Below are 15,973 nucleotides of genomic sequence, written 5' to 3' on the forward strand. Positions count from 1 at the left end.
CTCGAACGGGGAACTACTTCGCAAGCGTAAGCATTCCACGACGACGATGATGGGACGCATGAGCGGCTGGATTCGCCCGGTTCGCCGAGGCTGGGTGGTACTGGGCGCGGTCCCCGGGCCGGACGTCGACGAGTTCGCGGAACCCGAGCAGATCACGGCGGCGCTCGCCGCTCCCGGCGGTGCCGACGGCACGCTGCTCGCCGTCCAGCACCCGCACCGCACCCCGGCCGCCATCGCCGATGGCCTGGGACTGACAGCGGCGCTCCCGATCGCCCGCGCGGCGCTCGCGCACCTGCGTGAGCACCACTATCGCCCGGTGTCCGACGTTGTCGCGCCCTACCGCGTCGACGGCCCGGACGGCTCGGCGCTGGGCCTGCTCTGCGTGGTCGACCCGGCCGCCATCGGCACCGACGGGCTGACTCGCGTGCGCCACACCGAGGAGGTCTACCCGGACGTCGTCGCCGAGCGGGCCGCGATGCTGGCGGCGCTGGGCTGCGCGACGAGTGCGGCGATGCTGATGCCGGTGTCCGGGGGCGAGCGGCTCACCGCGCTGGTGAGCGCGGCCATCGCCGAACTCGGTGCGCCCTCGGTGTCCACAGTGGACTCACGACGTCGTCGGCACGAACTTTGGGTGCTGGGCAAGGGGGAGCGGCAGGACGAACTGCTCGCGCTGGCCCAGGAACACCCGCTTCTGGTCGCCGACGGTAACCATCGGGTGGCCGCGGCGGCCGTCGCCGGGCAGGGTTCGCTGCTGGCACTGGTGACCGCCGGCCCGGATCTCCGCATCGGGCCGATCCACCGGGTGCTCACCGGCACTGGTCTGGACCTCGCCGAGATGGGCCGCCGGTGGCGGGCCGCCGGGCTCGGCGTCCGCCCGTCCGAAGACCGGACGGCACCGTCTTGGCCCGGAGAAGTCGTTGTCCTGTCAGGGGATTCTGCCCTGCGCGTGACGTTGCCGTCCGCGGGCGCGCCGGCGGCCGATCCGGAGATCGATCACAGCGTGGTCGAGCAGGTGATGATCAGGCGTGCCCTCGGTGTCGATCCCGAGGGGCCGTCGCTGCGCCCGCTGCTGCCGGGAGTCCCGGTGCCCGCCGATCGTGACGCGGTGTTGCTACTGGCGCCGGTGCCGTTCAGCGCTCTGCTCGCGGTGCACGAGTCCGGTCGGCGGATGCCGCGCAAGGCCACTTATTTCACCCCGAAGCCGCGCAGCGGGCTGCTGCTCGCGGACAGCTGAGCACCCTCCCGCGAATCCTCAAACCGATCTTCGTGAACCGTTGACTTTGCCGACGCGCGTCTGTAACCCTTGGGCGAAGCAGTGCAAAATCCGTGCACAACGATGAAAATTCCTCGCAGGTCCCCGCAAATCACCGCTTCTCGCTCCTGTGTCGACGCCGACCGGCAGGGCTCACCGGTCTGCCGTTCGTCTGCATCCACATGCCCGAGGTCTTCACCTCGCGAGCCAGGCGGCACCCCCCGCGCGGGGTCTTCTCGCGCGCCGCCATCCCCCGTTGATCGGCGATGAGAGGATTTCGATGAGAGCGAAGCGTTTGATACCGCGGCTGGCCGCGGCGACGCTGGCCACCGGTATGGCCATGGGCGGACTGATAGTCCCCGCCGCCGCGGCCTCGGCTGCCAACCTGGCCGCGGGCAAGGTGGTCACCGCGAGCAGCGCGAACGGCGGGCTGACCGCCATCAACATCAACGACGGCAAGCAGGCGACGTACTGGGAGAGCGCGGGCACCACGCTGCCGCAGTGGGTGCAGGTCGACCTCGGCGCGGACGCGGCCGTCGACCAGCTCGTCCTGAAGGTCCCCGATGGCTGGGACGCGAAGACGCAGACGTTGGCGGTACAGGGAAGTTCGGACGGAACGGGCTTCTCCACCGCCGCTTCCTCGAAGGCCTACACGTTCGATCCCGGCGAAGACAACGTCGTGAAGATCAAGATCCCGGCGACCGTGACGAGGTTCGTGCGCGTCGAGGTCACCGGCAACTCCGGCCTCCCGGCCGCCCAGATCTCCGAGCTGGAGATCTACGCCGCGCCCGAATCGACGACCAACCTCGCGGCCGCCGCGGCGACGTTCACCGCGAGCAGTTCGGTGGCCCCGTACGGCGCGGGCAACGTCGGCGACGCCAACCAGGGGACCTACTGGGAGAGCACGAACAACGTGTTCCCGCAGTGGATCCAGGCCGACCTCGGCGCCTCGGTCAGCACGAACAAGCTCGTGCTGAAACTCCCCGGAACCTGGGAAGCACGACGGCAAACGCTGGTGGTCCAGGGAAGTACGAACGGCTCGACCTTCAGCGACCTCGTCGCGTCGGCCGCGTACAACTTCGACCCGGCCACCGCCAACACGGTGACGATCAACTTCAACGCCACCACCACCCGGTACGTGCGGCTGAACATCACCGCCAACACCGGCTGGCCCGCGGGGCAGCTCTCGGAGTTCGAGGTCTTCGGCCCGGCCACCGGGGACACCCAGGCGCCGAGCACCCCGGGCACGCTGGCGTTCACCCAGCCCGCCGGGGACCAGGTCCGGCTGACCTGGGCCGCGTCCACCGACAACGTCGGCGTCACCGGTTACGACATCTACGCCAACAACACGCTGCGTTCGAGCGTGGCGGGCAATGTCCTGACCTACACCGACAACCAGCCCGCGAGCGCGACGGTGTCGTACTTCGTGCGGGCCAAGGACGCGGCGGGAAACCAGTCCGCGAACAGCAACACCGTCACCCGCACCGGTTCCTCGAGTGACACCCAGGCGCCGACGGCTCCCTCGGGCCTGGCGTTCACCCAGCCCGCCACCGGCCAGATCCGGCTGACCTGGGCCGCCGCCAGCGACAACGTGGCCGTCACCGGCTACGACGTCTACGCCAACAACGCCCTGCGTTCGAGCGTGGTGGGCAACGTCCTGACCTACACCGACAACCAGCCCGACAGCGCGACCGTGTCGTACTTCGTCCGTGCCAAGGACGCCGCGGGCAACACCTCCGCGAACAGCAACGCCGTGACCCGTACCGGTCTCGGTGGCGGCGACATCAACCTGGCCGTCGGCAAGGCGATCACGGCTTCGTCGTCGATCTTCACCTTCGTCGCGGCCAACGCGAACGACAACAACGTCGCCACCTACTGGGAGGGCAACGGCAACAGCTACCCGAACACGCTCACCGTGGCACTGGGCGCGAACGCCAGCGCCTCCTCGATCGTGGTCAAGCTGAACCCGGACTCCGCGTGGTCGACCCGGACGCAGACCATCGAGGTCCTCGGCCGTGACCAGGGCTCGTCGGTGTTCACCCGGATCGTCGCGCCGGCGGCGTACACGTTCAACCCGGCGTCGGGCAACACGGTGACCATCCCGGTCTCCGCCACCGCCGCCGACTTCCGCCTGCAGATCACCACCAACACCGGTTCCGGTGCGGGCCAGGTCGCGGAGTTCCAGGTCATCGGCACCCCGGCGCCGAACCCGGACCTCGTCATCACCGGCCTGACCTCGGCCCCGGCCACCCCGGTCGAGACCGACGCCGTCACGCTGTCCGCCACGGTCCGCAACTCCGGGACCGCCGCGTCCGGCGCGACGAACGTCAACTTCTACCTCGGCACCGTGCTCGCCGGTACGGCCAACGTCGGTGGCCTCGCGGCCGGCGCGTCCGCCACGGTCTCGGCGAACATCGGCCCGCGTGACGCGGGGACGTACCCGTTGAGCGCCAAGGTCGACGAGGCCAACACGGTCATCGAGCAGAACGACACCAACAACACCTTCACGAGCTCGTCCTCGCTGGTCGTCAGCCCGGTCGCGAGCTCCGACCTGATCGCGTCGCCGTCGGGCTGGACGCCGGGCAACCCGGCCAACGGCAACACCGTGACGTTCTCGGTCGCGATCAAGAACCAGGGCACCGTGGCCTCGGCGGCCGGCGCCCACGGGATCACCGTGACCGTCACGGACGCGACGTCCGGCTCGGTCGTCAAGACGATGACCGGCTCCTACAGCGGCGCGATCGCGGCGGGCGCCACCTCGAGCCCGGTCAACCTGGGCACCTGGACCGCGGCCAACGGCAAGTACACCGTGAAGACGGTCATCGCCAACGACGCCAACGAGTTGGCGGTGAAGCAGGCCAACAACACCAGCACCCAGTCGCTGTTCGTCGGCCGCGGCGCCAACATGCCGTACGACATGTACGAGGCCGAAGACGGCGTCGTCACTGGCGGCGCGTCGGTGATCGGCCCGAACCGGACCGTCGGCGACCTCGCGGGTGAGGCGTCCGGTCGTAAGGCCGTCACGCTGAACTCCACCGGCAGTGCGGTCGAGTTCACCACGAAGGCCAGCACGAACACGTTGGTCACCCGGTTCTCCATCCCGGACTCCGCGGGTGGCGGCGGCATCGACTCCACGCTCAACGTCTACGTCAACGGCACCTTCCTCAAGCCGATCAACCTGACGTCGAAGTACGCGTGGCTCTACGGCAACGAAACCGGCCCCGGTAACTCGCCGGGCGCGGGCGGGCCGCGGCACATCTACGACGAGGCCAACCTCCTGCTCGGCACCACGGTCCCCGCGGGCAGCAAGATCAAGCTGCAGAAGGACGCGGCCAACACGACGAACTACGCGATCGACTTCGTCAACACCGAGCAGGTCGCGCCGGTCGCCAACCCGGACCCCGCGAAGTACGCGGTGCCTGCCGGTTTCACCCATCAGGACGTGCAGAACGCCCTCGACAAGGCCAGGCAGGACGCCAGCCTCGTCGGTGTGTACCTGCCCGCGGGTGACTACCAGACGGCGAGCAAGTTCCAGGTGTACGGCAAGGCGGTCAAGGTCGTCGGCGCCGGGCCGTGGTTCACCAGGTTCTTCGCGCCGCAGAGCCAGGAGAACACCGACAACGGCTTCCGCGCGGAAGCCGCGGCGGCCGGTTCCAGCTTCACGAACTTCGCCTACTTCGGGAACTACACGTCCAGGATCGACGGTCCGGGCAAGGTGTTCGACTTCTCCAACGTGTCGAACATCCTGATCGACAACGTCTGGAACGAGCACCAGATCTGCCTGTACTGGGGCGCGAACACCGACAACATCACCATCTCCAACTCGCGGATCCGCGACACCTTCGCCGACGGCGTCAACATGACCAACGGCAGCACGGACAACCACCTCAACAACATCGAGGCCCGTGCCACCGGGGACGACAGCTTCGCGCTGTTCTCCGCCATCGACGCCGGCGGTGCCGACGAGAAGAACAACCTGTACGAGAACCTGACGTCGATCCTGACCTGGCGCGCCGCCGGTGTCGCGGTCTACGGCGGTTTCGCGAACACGTTCCGGAACATCTACATCGCCGACACCCTGGTCTACTCCGGCATCACCATCTCGTCGCTGGACTTCGGCTACCCGATGAACGGGTTCGGCACCGACCCGACGAACTTCCAGAACATCTCCATCGTCCGCGCCGGCGGGCACTTCTGGAACGGGCAGACGTTCCCGGGGATCTGGATCTTCTCCGCGTCGAAAGTGTTCCAGGGGATCCGGGTGTCCGATGTGGACATCGTCGACCCGACCTACAGCGGCATCATGTTCCAGACCAACTACGTGGGAGGACAGCCCCAGTTCCCGATCAAGGACACGGTGTTCACCAACGTCTCCATCACCGGTGCTCGCAAGAGCGGTGACGCCTACGACGCCAAGTCCGGCTTCGGCCTCTGGGCCAACGAGATGCCGGAATCGGGCCAGGGCCCGGCCGTCGGCTCGGTGGTGTTCAACAACCTGAGGATGTCCGACAACTTCCTCGACGTAAAGAACACCACCCCCGGCTTCACCATCACCAGGAACCCGTAACCCAGACGGGAGACACGACTACCGGAACGGGAAACACGGCTACCCAGCGGGAAACACCCCGCTGGGTAGTCGTGTTTCCCGGTTGTGCAGGCGTGCTTCCCGGTTACGAGACTTCGGAGGGGGTGGGTTTGGCGGCAGGGGTGGGGAGGGGAGCGTCCGGGAGGATCGGGGTGAGGGCGCCGCGGTCGGGGAGCTTCGCGAGCTGCCGCACGGACATGACGATCAGCAGGACCAGCGCGAGGATCTGGTAGCTGCTCCCGGCGATCTTGTCGTAGAGGTCCCAGGTGTCGGCGAACAGCGGGATCTTGTAGTGCGGCGCGGTCCAGTAGATGACGACGCTGACCGCGCCGGAGAGCAGCAGCCACGCGTTGTGCCGCTGGTAGCCCATCACCATCAGCAGCGCCGACGTCGTGAGCGCGAGGATCCAGTGGTGCGACCACGAGATCGGCGAGACGAGCAGAACCCCGGCAGCCGTGACGCCCAGCGCGAGGCCGTTGTTGCCGTCGTCGAGGGCGCGTTTGGTGCCGAGGCAGGTCATCACCAGCACCGCGACCAGGCCCAACGTCGACACGACGCTCAACGTCGTGCCGGTCATGCCGAGTTTCTCGAGGCCCGCCGTCAGCGATTCGTTCGCGTAGGGGAGCCCGATGTTCATGTCGGTGGCGTGGAAGATCCGGTCGGTCCAGTAGATGAACGAGTCCGACGGCAGCAGTGCCCAGCCGATCGCGGTCATCACCGCGAAGCTGACGATGCTGGTCACGACGGCCTTGTAGTCCTTGCGCAGCAAGAAGATCAGCGCGAAACCGGCGGGCGTCAGCTTCACCGCGGCCGCGATGCCGATCAGCACGCCGCGGCGCCAGCGCGGGTTCGGCCACAGGATGTCCAGTGCCACGAGCATCATCAGGATGACGTTGATCTGGCCCCAGAAGATGGTGTTCTTCACCGGGTGCGCGATCACCAGCGCGATGGCCGCCGCGACGATCACCCACGGCTGGCGCAGCAGCTTCTTGAACTCCGGCACGCCGTTGCGGTACGCCAGGATCAGCGGGATGAGCGCCAGCCCGGTCACCACGGTCAGCAGCGGGAAGCCGAGCGACGGCGGCAGCAGGCCCAGCGGCACGAACACGACCGCGGAAACCGGTGGATACGTATAGGGCAGCGGGCCGCCCTCGGTCGAGACGGGGAGCTCGGTGTAGATCGAGTGCCCCTTGAGGAACGTCTCGGCGCCGAGCCGGTAGATGTCGACGTCGGTGGGCCATTTGGGGAACTCGTCCACCAGGTAGCCGAGCACCACCAGGAGGCCCACGACCAGCAGTGCCTGGGCGCCGACGCGCAGCCAGGCTCGCTTCGAAGTAACCGGCCTCAACCCGTCTCCTCACCAGAACTGCTTCGGCTCACCGCGCCGACCTGTGGCTTCTCCCACGAATCCTGGTCGGCGGGCTTCCTTCGTAGTATCGCGGGCAGTGCGCAGGCGAGGATCAGCGCATACCCGAGTATCGGATAGCTGGCACCGAGCACCTGCTGTGAGGACGTCCAGGACATCTCGCGGTTGTCGAAGCCGGGCAGCCCGTTGAACGGCGCGAGGTAGCAGACCACGGCTGTCGCGGCGGCGGCGGCGAGCCCGCCGATCCAGGCGGGCGAGCCGGCGCGGGCGTGGCGGACGGCGGCGGCGAGCATCACCACCAGCGCGGGCGCGACCCAGATCCAGTAGTGCGACCACGACGTCGGCGACGCGAGCAGCGCGAACCCGGCGTTGACCATCAATGCGGTGGCCGGATCGGCCCGGCGCATCGCGGCGATCACCAGCGCGAGCAGTACCAGGACCAGCAGCAGCCAGACCACCGTGGTCGTCAGCGACGGGAAGCCGAGCCGGACCACCACGGCCTGCACCGACTGGTTGGTGAGGAACGGGACCCCGCCGACCTTCGACGCCCCGGCGAGCCCGCCGAACCAGTAGTCGACCGACGCCTGGGGCGCGATCGCGAACCCGATGGCCGAAGCCACCACCGCCGTGATCGCGGCCGTGATCGCCGCGCGGAAGTCCTTGCGGACCAGGAAGTACAGGACAAATGCCGCGGGGGTCAGCTTGATGGCCGCGGCCAGGCCGACGCCGATACCGCGCGCCCATTTGGGCTTGGGCACCAGGCAGTCGACGGCGACGAGCGCCATCAGGATGATGTTGATCTGCCCGAACCGGAACGTCGCGTTGATCGGCTCGAGGAACAGCGCCAGCGGCAGGGCCAGCGCCGCGACGGCCAGCGCGCCCCGCGTGCCGCCCGGCTTCCACACGCTCTTGGCGACGACGTACAGCGTCACGCCCAGGCACAGCAGGTTGACCACGAACAGCGTGACGACCGCGGGGGAGAACGGCAGCACCGCGAACGGCAGCAGGACGACCAGCGAAAACGGCGGATAGATGAACGGCAGGTCCAGCCCGCCCGCGGACGGCGGCAGCTTGCCGTAGATGTCGCGGCCGTTCCACCAGGCCTCGACCCCGTGCCGGTAGACCTCGAGGTCGATCCGCCACGGCCCGATCTCGCCGATCATCCAGTTCAGGGAGAAGACGAGGAGGGCAGCGGCGGCCACCAGTGTCACCCAGAAATATCTGTACAACGCCCGTGTGTCCTTGCTGCCGATCGCGTGCCGCTGGCCAGCGCGAAGTCTAGCGGGCGGCCTCCGGGCGCCAGAGTGAGGCGAGCGGACTGCCGTCCAGCTCGTGCAGGAGGGCGGCCGCGTCGTCGTAGACGGCGATGGCCCCGGCCTCGGTGAGTTCCGCGGCGCTGATCCCGCCGGAGAGCAGGCCGATGGTCGGCACGCCCGCTCGTCTGGCTGCGATGACGTCCCAGACGGCGTCGCCGACGAAGACGGCTCGATCGGCGCTCACCCCGGCCCGTTGCAGCGCGACCTCGACGATCTCGGGTTCGGGTTTCGCCGCGTCGACGTCCTGAGACGAGGTGATCTCGGCGACGGACTCCTCCACGTCGAGAGTCTTGCGCAGCCGGTCCAGCTCGTCGGGTGCCGCGGAGGTCGCGAACACGACCTTCGCGCCGCGGCTCGCGACGGTGTTCACCAGGTCACGGGCGTGCTCGAACGGCCGGAGCAGCTTCGAGGACTTCCGGTAGAACTCGCTGTGGAGCTCCTTGACCTCGTCGCCCAGCTTGTCCACCGCATCGCCGAGGAGGGTGGCGAGCAGCTGCGACGAGCCCATCCCGATCCCGCGGTGGATGTGCCAGGCGTCGACCGGGTGCCCGACCTTGTGGAAGGCCCGCTGCCAGGCGTCCACGTGCAGGTAGTTGGAGTCGACGAGCGTGCCGTCGATGTCGAAGAGCGCCGCACCCTGGCTCATCGGGCTCCGTCGGGGAACGCGTCGCGCAGCGCGGGCAGCAGGTCGGACTGGGCGAACTCCAGGAACCCGTCCTGGTGGTCGCCGCCGATCTGGACGAGCGCGAGGTCGGTGAACCCGGCGTCGGCGAAGTTCCGCACGCTCTCCACGATCGGTTCGAGGTCGGGCCCGCACGGGATGCCGCCGGCGACGTCGTCCTCGGTGACGAACTGGGTCGCCCCGGCGAAGCCCGCCGTGCCGGGGAGCTCGGCGTTGACCTTCCAGCCGCTGCCGAACCACCGGAACTGGTCGTGGGCGCGCTTGACAGCCACGTCGCGATCGGCGTCCCAGCAGATCGGCAACTGCCCGACCTTGCGTGAACCCGTGTCGTGCCGCTGGGCGTCCCATCGGCTGACGAGGTCCGCGTCCGGTTCGACGGCGATCATCGCGTCGGCGGTCAGCGCGAACTTCTCCACCGACTGCTTGCCGGAGACGGCGACCCCGATCGGCGTCCGGATCTCGGGCAGGTCCCACAGCTTCGCGGAGTCGACCTGGAAGTGGCGGCCGGAATAGTTGAAGTAGCCGCCGTCGAAGAGCCCGGAGATGATGTCGATCGCTTCGGTCAGCATGGCGTGGCGGGTGTTGGCCGGGGGCCAGCCCGTGCCGACGACGTGCTCGTTGAGGTTCTCGCCGGAGCCCAGCCCGAGGGTGAACCGGTTGTCCGACAACAGTTGCAGGGTGGCGGCCTTCTGTGCCACGACGACCGGGTTGTACCGCACGGTCGGGCAGGTCACGTAGGTCATCAGCTCGACGCGGTCGGTGCGCTGGGTCACCGCGCCGAGCACGCTCCAGGCGTAGGGCGCGTGCCCCTGCTCGTCGAGCCACGGCGAGTAGTGGTCGCTGCTGACCTCGAAGTCGAACCCGGCCCGCTCGGCCGCCGCGGCGTAGCGCACGAGCGCCTTGGGGCCCGCCTGCTCAGTCATCAAGGTGTATCCGATACGCACGTCGACCTCCCGCTGGACCTGTTCAGTGCTCCCGATCCGGCGGGTACCCGGGGGCGGCGAAGATCAAACCGGCGGATGGGTCCGGCGGGACTTGCGCTTCCCGCCGTCCTTCGCCATCTGCCGGATACCGTGGATGATGGCTGCCGCAGACAGCGCCGCGAGGCCCGACACCACTACGGCCATGCTCGCCGCGACGATGCCGAGGACCAGCAGAAGCACCCCGAACAGGCCGAGCGCGAACAACAGGAACGTCTTCATCCCCGGCAGGCCGGAGACCTTGCCTTCACGCAATGCCGCAGCCAGCGCGGGATCGCTTTCCTCGAGTTGCTGGGCGATACGATCCAGTGCGTCCCGATCATGGTGGCTGAGCATGACTTCTCCCGCCTCGAGCGTCCTGCGGGACAGGTACCCAACGGTGGGGCAATTCACACGTCCCGGTGAAAAGTCCGGTTGTTTCACCGGCGGTGTCCTCCGGGTATCCGTCGGCATGGACGCCTTCCCCTACATCCCGGACACCAAAGCCCTGCCGCGGCTGCGCTCGGCCGCGGCGGACTGCCGTGGGTGCGACCTCTACCGGGACGCGGAGCAGACCGTGTTCGGCGCCGGCCCCAAAACCGCGTCGGCCATGTTCGTCGGCGAGCAGCCGGGGGACCAGGAAGACCGCGCCGGCGCGCCGTTCGTCGGCCCGGCCGGGCATCTCCTCGACCGCGCGCTGGGGGATGTCGGCCTCGACCGCGACGAGGTCTACCTGACCAACGCCGTCAAGCACTTCAAGTTCGTGCCCGCCGAACGCGGCAAGCGCCGCATCCACAAGAAACCGTCCCGCGGCGAGATGCTGGCCTGCCGTCCGTGGCTGCTCGCCGAGCTGAACGCGGTGCGCCCGGAGCTGGTCGTCCTGCTCGGCGCGACGGCGGCGCAGTCCTTGCTGGGCACGTCGTTCAAGGTGACCAAGGAACGCGGCAAGCTCATCGAGATCCCCGAAGGCGTCGTGGGCAGGCCCATCGCCGCGCTCGCCACCGTGCACCCGTCCTCGGTGCTCCGGGCACCGGACCGGGACACCGCCTACGACGAGTTCGTCGCCGATCTGCGCCTAGCGGCCAAAGAGCTCTCCCGCTAAGGACGCGTCCTCACGCCGTGTGCGGGTCTCGGACCAGAATCCGTACGTAGCAAGAACTTCCCCGAGAAAAACTGTTCAACAGAGTGTTAGAGCGATCTGTCAGCGGGTAGTCCGTTCTCAAGCTCACCAAGAGAGAGCGGAGAAGATTCACGTGACAAGTCTGATGGGCGCCGACATCGAACAAGATTTCGGGCGCGACCTGAGGGGCTACTCGGCCGCGATGACCACTGCTTTGGGGATCGGGCTGGAGGCCTGCGTCTTCGACCTCGACACCCCCGCGACCGTCTACGTCGCGATCGACTCGCGGCTCGACCGGTTCCCCGACCGGGATCTCGCGCTGCTGTGGCACGAGCGGCACGGCTGGGCCGCCGTTCTCGAGGCACCCGGCCGCGACGACCTCGTCGTGCTGGCCTACCTGGGCGGGGACGAGATCGTCCCGGACCCGCGCGAGGTCGTGAAGTTCCTCGCCGCGCTGCGGGTCGCGGACCACACGCTCGGCAGGCCGGACCCGCCGGACTTCCGCGAGGCCGGTAACCACGGGGAGCTCCTGGAGCGGCTCGCCCGTCACTGCGTCACCGGATAGCGCCGGTTCCGGACAAAAGGGCGGGCCGTGCCGGCCCGCCCTTTGTCGTGCGGCTTACTTGTGCGCGTGCGGGTACTCCGCCACCCGGTCCTGGAAGGACAGGACCGCGGGGTTCTGGATGACGCCCTCACGGATCTCGATCGCCCGGCGGAGCGTCTCGTTGGAGGCCCAGGCGCCCGGCCCGGTGAGCACGTCCTCAAGGTAGGGGAGCAGTGCCTCGCTGATCTCCCACGAAGCCGAGTTCCACAGGTACGACGGGCTGTGGTCGACGCCGTAGTAGGTGATGTTGTCGCCCACCGGGAAGGTCGGCTCGGTGAACGTCGTCGGCCGGGCCCAGCTGAAGCCCATCCCCTCGTCGCAGGAGACGTCGACGATGAGCGAACCCGGCGCCAGCTTCGGCAGGTCCTCCTCGATCAGGAACGTCAGCGGCGCCTCGGTGTCCTGCAGGACGCAGTTGACGATGATGTCGTGCTCGGCGAGGAACTCCGCCAGCGGCATGCGCCCGTTCTCGGTGTCGGCATGGCTGCGGCGCGGGTCGCCAGGGTGGTTCACGTCGTGGTCGAACTGCACCATGGTCGCGGAGTGGATCGGCGAGCTGACCGCCGTCACGCCCCGGTTGGTGAGGATCGAGACGTCGTGCACGCCGTGCGCGTTCAACGCCGTCACCGCGCCACGGGCGGTCGCCCCGAAACCGATCACCGCGGCGCGCAGCCGCCGGCCGTAGACGCCGGTCGAGCCGATGGTTTCGAGGGCGTGCAGCACCGAGCAGTACCCGGCGAGCTCGTTGTTCTTGTGGAAGACGTGCAGGTTGAACGAACCGTCGGAGGTCCAGTGGTTCATCGCCTCGAACGCGATGAGCGTGAGTTTCCGGTCGATGGCCAGCTGAGTGAGCTTCTCGTCCTGGACGCAGTGCGGCCAGCCCCACAGGACCTGGCCCGCGCGCAGCTCGGCGAGGTCGCCGGCCAGCGGCTTCGCCAGCAAGATGACGTCACTCTCCGCGATCAACTGCTCCCGTGTTCGCATTCCCGCGACCAAGGGCGTCAACTGTTCATCGGACAGGCCGAAGCGCTCTCCATAGCCGTGTTCGAGGAAGATCCGGCTACGAAGAGCGGCGTCGATCCGCTCGAAATGCAGGGGGTGAATGGGCAGCCGCCGCTCGTTTTCCTTACTCGAGCGCGACAGAATACCGAGACTGAGCTCGTTCATGGGTGCCCCTTTGGTTACACCCTGTCTAGCACAGCCCGGGCTACACGCCGACGTTGCGCTTGCTCGGCTTCAGCAGGTGAGGGTCGATATCGGGGTCGCCGATGCCGAAGCTGACGATGCGCCGGGGATGTACCCGGATGATCGCGCCGTCGATTCCGGCGGCGGAATCAGACGGCGTTTCGATTCCCTCGGCGATTCCCCGGATTTCCAAGCACCTTACGCGCCAAGGGTTTGTCGAAACGATGTCGTCGATGACGAAGGCGACCTTGTTGTTGTGCTTCAGATTGCGGAACTTCCAGCTTTCGGACATGTGATAGCCGCCGATGTCGATCGAGCCGAGCTCGGCGTTGTAGGTGAAGCCGACCGGGCTGAGCTGGGGCGTGCCGTCGGGCTGGATCGTGGCCAACCGGCCCAGTTGCTGCGACGCCAGGTAGTCGAGCTCGACCTGAGTGAATGACATGGACTCTCCTCTGTTCCCCGCCATTCTCGAACCTCCACTTAACTCAAGGTCAAGGGGGTCGCCACAAGGTTGGTGGTTGGCCTCAGGCTTGTATGGCTCAAAGCTGGCAGCTGGTTTTAGAGGTAGGGCACAAGGCTGGTGGTTGGGCTCTGGCCTGTACGGCTCAAAGCTTGCGGCTGGTGGTGTTGCGCGTGACGGTAGAAAGGCCTGTGTTTATTGGCAGCGCGCGATCAGGTTTGCGTGACCAGGGCGTGACATGGGAGGTCGGTCACGACCGGTTCGGGGGCGCCCTGCTCCCGCAAACGTGGCCTTCGGCGAGCGCGCGCGGTGAAGACTCCCGCCCGTTGGGCGGACGTGAGTCGCCCTGGCTGGGTTTCAGGCAAAGCCCGCGTGGCCGGGTTTGTGGGCGCGGCTGGTTGTGGGTCGTGAGTGCGTAACAGTGTTCTAACACTGTTACGCACTCACGAGTCGTACATGGGGGTTAGAGGGTGACGCCGACGCGGGTGGCGGCGGCGCGCCAGGGGGGCCGTGGGGTTCGTAGGCGACCAGGGGATTGGCTGTGGAGACGTCGCGCAGGCGCGTGACGAGTCCGGCGGCACGTGCCTGGACCAGGATGTTGCCGAGCGCGCTGGCCTCCACGGGACCCGCCAGCAGTGGCAGCCCGCCATTGCCGAACCTCGACTTAACTCGAAGTCAAGGCTGCACCCTGGGGAAAGTGTCGACACCTTCCCCGGCGCGTGAACGCGCAACTACTTTGAGGCTGGCTTCTCGGCGCTGGTTGAGTGCCGCGGTGACAAGGTCGCGGGCCGCGGGACCGATGACGGCCTGTGCGGTGAGTTCGGAGAATGTCTTGGCGTAGAGGGCGATTTCTCTCGGCTGGTTGATGGCCAGTTCGGCGGAGACGGTTTCTACGTGCACGAGTCGGTTGTCGTACATGATGAATTGGTTGGTGGGTACGCGGTAGTCGGCGTGGGCGGGGATGATGCCGACTACGACGCGAGGCAGGGACATGACCGCCAAGAGTCGATCAAGCTGCCCGATCATGATGCCGGTGTCGCCGACTGTGGTCAGTAGCGCTTGGTGGGCGATGTTGAAGTGAAAGCGGTGGTTGCCCCGGTACAGGATCTGCTGGCGTTCCATCCGCTCGGAAACACCCGCGTCAAGATCGTCGGGGATGTCGTAGAAATCGATGATGCGGCGCAGGACGGCTTTGGCGTATTCGGCCGTGTGCAGGATGCCGGGGATCAGCACCGGTTCGTACCAGCGCATGAGCTGAGTTTTGCCTTCGAGGGTACGGGAGGCGTTTTGGCGGCGCCGGGTGCCGCTACCGAGGGTGCGCCGCCATTCCACGTACATGGCTTCGATGTGCCGCACGGTGGCGATCAGGTCCGGTATGTGGTTGTCGGCTCCGGTGTGGTGACACCAGTCGCGGATGTCGTCGTCGGACGGGGTTTGCTTGCCGTACTCGATTTTGGAGACTTTCGAGCTGTCCCACCCGGCCAGGACGGCTAATCCTCGACCGGTGAGACCGGCATCTTTGCGGAGATCGCGCAGCCGATGGCCGAGGGCTTCGCGCGCTTGGTGAACGGAACTCGTCACGGGAGTATCCGCTTACGCGCGGACGTGTTCGGTGTCGAGGTAGTCCCGATGCGGGATCGCGTCGTGCCATACCCGATCCCGCACTGCGCGGCACCGATCAACGATCACTGGGTCGGTTGTAGCGGCTCCGCCGACCCACTGGCCACCGCGTTCGAACACGGTGAACACCACGCGTTCGGCGTCGAACAACCAGAAGTCGTCGGTCGTCAAAGCCTCGGGATCGATGAGGTGGCGGGGTAGCCAGCGGATGTCTTCCCCGGCACGGATGTTGTGTTCGGCTACGGTGAGCCCCCATCGGGTGTAGTCGACGTGGGGCACCGATACTACCCGCACGCGCCGGATGTGCTTGCCTGCGGAGGTAGTGTCCCGGACGAGCTCAAGCCAAGGCTGGTGCCACTCGAAATCATCGTCCTGTCCAGCAAGGAACAAGTGGAACGGGTCGGCCTCGTTCGGAGTGTGATAGGCATCTTGGACCTCTAGATGGAACGCTTCACGATCGAATCCGCGGAAGAGATCGTCGAACGCCTCACCCTGTAGCAACTCCACCAAACCACACCTCTTCCTTTTTCGGGACTTCCACACAGGTCTCGTGCCCGGGAATGTCCATTTGCGACAATGCTTCGGTGTCGGTGACCGGCTCGCCCGACAGGGTGAAGGTACCTCGCCCGGTATCAGCCATATGTGCTCCCACGTAGGTGTCCGCCTGAACATGCACGAGCAGGCGATGCGGGATTTCCACGCTGCTCGAGTGCCCAGGCACTTTCCAGCCTTGCACGACGTAGGTGCCCTGATCGGTGGCGAACAACGTCGGCGATCCTCCGCCTTGCGTTGCCTTGCCGAGGAATGTTAGCCGCATGCTGACT

The 15,973-nt window shown here is 67.3% G+C and carries 14 protein-coding genes; 4 read left to right on the forward strand and 10 right to left on the reverse strand.

Annotation, left to right across the window (positions count from 1 at the left end):
- Positions 1-58: 58 nt before the first annotated feature.
- Together VGP60_RS32445 and VGP60_RS32450 are read left to right on the forward strand one after the other, a co-directional pair.
- Positions 59-1,234: a DUF1015 family protein gene (locus tag VGP60_RS32445; RefSeq protein WP_327551973.1), complete on the forward strand. Its 1,176-nt coding sequence runs from the start codon at positions 59-61 to the stop codon at positions 1,232-1,234.
- 298 nt (positions 1,235-1,532) lie between these two features.
- Entirely contained in the window at positions 1,533-5,819 is a 4,287-nt protein-coding gene (locus VGP60_RS32450; RefSeq protein WP_327551974.1) for a discoidin domain-containing protein, read from the forward strand.
- A 103-nt stretch (positions 5,820-5,922) separates the two neighbouring features.
- On the opposite strand, the gene VGP60_RS32455 is transcribed toward VGP60_RS32450, so the two are convergent.
- The 5 genes from VGP60_RS32455 to VGP60_RS32475 form a co-directional block, all read right to left on the reverse strand.
- On the reverse strand, positions 5,923-7,185 hold the full coding sequence (locus VGP60_RS32455) for a glycosyltransferase 87 family protein (RefSeq protein WP_327551975.1): 1,263 nt from the start codon (positions 7,183-7,185) through the stop codon (positions 5,923-5,925).
- The gene (locus VGP60_RS32460; protein WP_327551976.1) at positions 7,182-8,405 is read right to left on the reverse strand and encodes a glycosyltransferase family 87 protein; all 1,224 of its coding nucleotides are present in this window, start codon (positions 8,403-8,405) and stop codon (positions 7,182-7,184) included. The genes VGP60_RS32455 and VGP60_RS32460 overlap by 4 nt, the downstream gene beginning before the upstream one ends.
- A gap of 76 nt (positions 8,406-8,481) precedes the next feature.
- Positions 8,482-9,165 carry an HAD family hydrolase gene (locus VGP60_RS32465; protein WP_327551977.1) on the reverse strand — a complete coding sequence of 228 codons (684 nt, stop codon included), beginning with the start codon at positions 9,163-9,165 and terminating at the stop codon, positions 8,482-8,484.
- A complete protein-coding gene (locus VGP60_RS32470; protein ID WP_327551978.1) occupies positions 9,162-10,145 on the reverse strand; it encodes an LLM class F420-dependent oxidoreductase in 984 nt (327 codons plus the stop codon). The genes VGP60_RS32465 and VGP60_RS32470 overlap by 4 nt, the downstream gene beginning before the upstream one ends.
- Positions 10,146-10,208: 63 nt before the next feature.
- The gene (locus VGP60_RS32475; protein ID WP_327551979.1) at positions 10,209-10,517 is read right to left on the reverse strand and encodes a DUF3040 domain-containing protein; all 309 of its coding nucleotides are present in this window, start codon (positions 10,515-10,517) and stop codon (positions 10,209-10,211) included.
- A gap of 115 nt (positions 10,518-10,632) precedes the next feature.
- Here VGP60_RS32475 and VGP60_RS32480 point away from each other — a divergent pair, with 115 nt between their 5' ends.
- Complete coding sequence (locus VGP60_RS32480; protein ID WP_327551988.1) at positions 10,633-11,262, forward strand: UdgX family uracil-DNA binding protein; 630 nt, start codon at positions 10,633-10,635, stop codon at positions 11,260-11,262.
- A 151-nt stretch (positions 11,263-11,413) separates the two neighbouring features.
- The gene (locus VGP60_RS32485) at positions 11,414-11,845 is read left to right on the forward strand and encodes a DUF6292 family protein (protein WP_327551980.1); all 432 of its coding nucleotides are present in this window, start codon (positions 11,414-11,416) and stop codon (positions 11,843-11,845) included.
- A 54-nt stretch (positions 11,846-11,899) separates the two neighbouring features.
- Here the strand turns inward: VGP60_RS32485 and VGP60_RS32490 are convergent, their stop codons facing one another.
- The 5 genes from VGP60_RS32490 to VGP60_RS32510 form a co-directional block, all read right to left on the reverse strand.
- Positions 11,900-13,051: a N(5)-(carboxyethyl)ornithine synthase gene (locus VGP60_RS32490; protein WP_327551981.1), complete on the reverse strand. Its 1,152-nt coding sequence runs from the start codon at positions 13,049-13,051 to the stop codon at positions 11,900-11,902.
- 40 nt (positions 13,052-13,091) lie between these two features.
- Positions 13,092-13,511 (reverse strand): PPOX class F420-dependent oxidoreductase, encoded by a 420-nt coding sequence (locus VGP60_RS32495; RefSeq protein ID WP_327551982.1) that lies wholly within the window; start codon positions 13,509-13,511, stop codon positions 13,092-13,094.
- A gap of 693 nt (positions 13,512-14,204) precedes the next feature.
- The gene (locus VGP60_RS32500) at positions 14,205-15,110 is read right to left on the reverse strand and encodes a helix-turn-helix transcriptional regulator (RefSeq protein WP_327551983.1); all 906 of its coding nucleotides are present in this window, start codon (positions 15,108-15,110) and stop codon (positions 14,205-14,207) included.
- 12 nt (positions 15,111-15,122) lie between these two features.
- Positions 15,123-15,656, reverse strand: coding sequence for a DUF6879 family protein (locus VGP60_RS32505; RefSeq protein ID WP_327551984.1), 534 nt, complete (start codon positions 15,654-15,656; stop codon positions 15,123-15,125).
- Positions 15,637-15,973: hypothetical protein (locus tag VGP60_RS32510; RefSeq protein WP_327551985.1), on the reverse strand; the 337-nt coding region annotated here is incomplete at its 5' end. The genes VGP60_RS32505 and VGP60_RS32510, both read right to left, overlap by 20 nt.

Source organism: Amycolatopsis sp. (genome assembly GCF_036008905.1).
In the GTDB taxonomy this organism is placed as follows: Bacteria; Actinomycetota; Actinomycetes; order Mycobacteriales; family Pseudonocardiaceae; genus Amycolatopsis.

Excerpts from the sequence above, each read along its gene's own strand:
- VGP60_RS32480 (WP_327551988.1), top strand. The coding sequence starts at position 10,633 with ATGGACGCCTTCCCCTACATCCCGGACACCAAAGCCCTGCCGCGGCTG.
- VGP60_RS32475 (WP_327551979.1), bottom strand. The coding sequence starts at position 10,517 with ATGCTCAGCCACCATGATCGGGACGCACTGGATCGTATCGCCCAGCAA.
- VGP60_RS32465 (WP_327551977.1), bottom strand. The coding sequence starts at position 9,165 with ATGAGCCAGGGTGCGGCGCTCTTCGACATCGACGGCACGCTCGTCGAC.
- VGP60_RS32450 (WP_327551974.1), top strand. The coding sequence starts at position 1,533 with ATGAGAGCGAAGCGTTTGATACCGCGGCTGGCCGCGGCGACGCTGGCC.
- VGP60_RS32495 (WP_327551982.1), bottom strand. The coding sequence starts at position 13,511 with ATGTCATTCACTCAGGTCGAGCTCGACTACCTGGCGTCGCAGCAACTG.
- VGP60_RS32490 (WP_327551981.1), bottom strand. The coding sequence starts at position 13,051 with ATGAACGAGCTCAGTCTCGGTATTCTGTCGCGCTCGAGTAAGGAAAAC.
- VGP60_RS32445 (WP_327551973.1), top strand. The coding sequence starts at position 59 with ATGAGCGGCTGGATTCGCCCGGTTCGCCGAGGCTGGGTGGTACTGGGC.